The organism is Rhizobacter sp. P2_H2 (assembly GCF_056403375.1).
In genome coordinates this window covers 1-1468 of record NZ_JBFUFP010001238.1, presented here as the reverse complement: position 1 = coordinate 1468, position 1468 = coordinate 1, and the positions used below count along the sequence as shown (strand labels likewise).

At 69.8% G+C, this 1468-nt stretch carries 3 protein-coding genes; 1 reads left to right on the top strand and 2 read right to left on the bottom strand.

The features are described from left to right. The coding region (locus AC1D15_RS31960) for an HAD-IA family hydrolase (RefSeq protein ID WP_477829213.1) at positions 1-337 on the top strand (337 nt) is incomplete at its 5' end. 6 nt (positions 338-343) lie between these two features. Here AC1D15_RS31960 and AC1D15_RS31955 read toward each other — a convergent pair. Together AC1D15_RS31955 and AC1D15_RS31950 are read right to left on the bottom strand one after the other, a co-directional pair. Beyond that, entirely contained in the window at positions 344-844 is a 501-nt protein-coding gene (locus AC1D15_RS31955; protein WP_477829212.1) for an outer membrane lipoprotein, read from the bottom strand. Positions 845-927: 83 nt separating this feature from the next. After that, positions 928-1468: HNH endonuclease (locus AC1D15_RS31950; protein WP_477829211.1), on the bottom strand; the 541-nt coding region annotated here is incomplete at its 5' end.

Sequence of the window (1468 nt, the reverse complement as noted above, 5' to 3'; positions counted from 1 at the left end):
GATCGAACGGCTGAGCGCCGCCGGGCACACGCTGCACTTCCTGTCGAACATGCCACGGCCGCTGGCGGACCACCTGGTGCGCAGCCACCCGTTCCTCGGGCGCTTCACGAGCGGCGTGTTCTCGTCACACGTGCGCCTGCTGAAGCCCGAGCCGGAGATCTTCGCGCACTCGGCGCGGCAGTTCGAGATGTCGCCGGGCCGGTTGATCCTGCTGGACGACACGCAGGTCAACGTCGATGCGGCGATCGCCGCCGGTTGGCAGGCGCTGCACTTCCGCGACGCGCCGTCGTGCGAGGCCGCGCTGCACGCGCGCGGCCTGTTCCCGCGTCAACMCTGAGGCGACTCAGCCCTGATGCGCCGGCGCGGCCGGCACCGGTGCCGGCTGCGTGACGGCCGGCGCGCGCATCACGCGCGTCTTGCCGTTCGACGACACCRGGATCACCGGCTCGCCCGGGGCCAGCGTCTCGGTGCCCTTGGCCTGGATGATCGAGCGGCGTTCGCCGTTGCGCAGCTGCACCAGGATCTCCAGCGCTTCCTCGCGGGTGCCGGCACGCTCGATTGCGTTGCCGACCACCGCCCCGGCCACCGCGGCCAGCACGCCGACGGCGACCGCTTCGCGGTGCCCGCCGACCGATGCGCCGGCGATGCCGCCGACCACGCCGCCGGTGACGGCGCCGGCGCCGGACTGCGAACCGTCGATCACGACCGGACGCACCGACAGCACGGTGGCATCCTGGATCTGCGACAGGCGCTGCGCTTCATTGCGCGAGACGACATCGGGGCTGCTGGTGGCGCACGCGCTCAAGGTGGCGGCAACGGCCACGGCGATCAAAAGCTTGTTCATGGGGTTCACTCCTCGTTACTCATCTGCATGGACGAGTCGGCCGCACGGCGAGTTCCGCGGCGGCGATGTAAAGAAATCGGAAGTCAGATCCGCAGTCGGCTGTGCCTTGGCACGCTGGCCAGCAGGAATTCCATCTGGTCCGCCAGTATGCGCCGGCCGCGCAGGATCATGTCCTCGTGCAGGCTCGGGATGTAGGGCAGGTACATCAGCGACATGTGCGCTTCTTCCGGCATCCGGTTGCCCTTGTGGCCATTGCAGGCGCGGCAGGCGGTGATGCAGTTCATCCAGCTGTCGAGGCCGCCGCGCGAGGTCGGCACGATGTGCTCGCGCGTCAGGTCGTCCAGGTGGAAGCGCCCGGCGCAGTAGGCGCACACCTGACGGTCGCGGGCGAAGAGCTTGGGGTTGGAGAGCGCGGGCGTCTGGCGCCAGGCCCGGCTCGGGACCGCGCCGCGCACCGCGATGATCGGGTGCACCTCGATGCGCGATTGCAGCCCGGTGCGCCGTTGCATGCCGCCGCGCAGCACGTRGAACGCATCACCCAGCGTCCATGCGACGCCGTCGCTGGCGTAGATGATCGCTGCCTCCTTCGCTGAAATCCACGATTGAGGCCGGCCGGACACATCG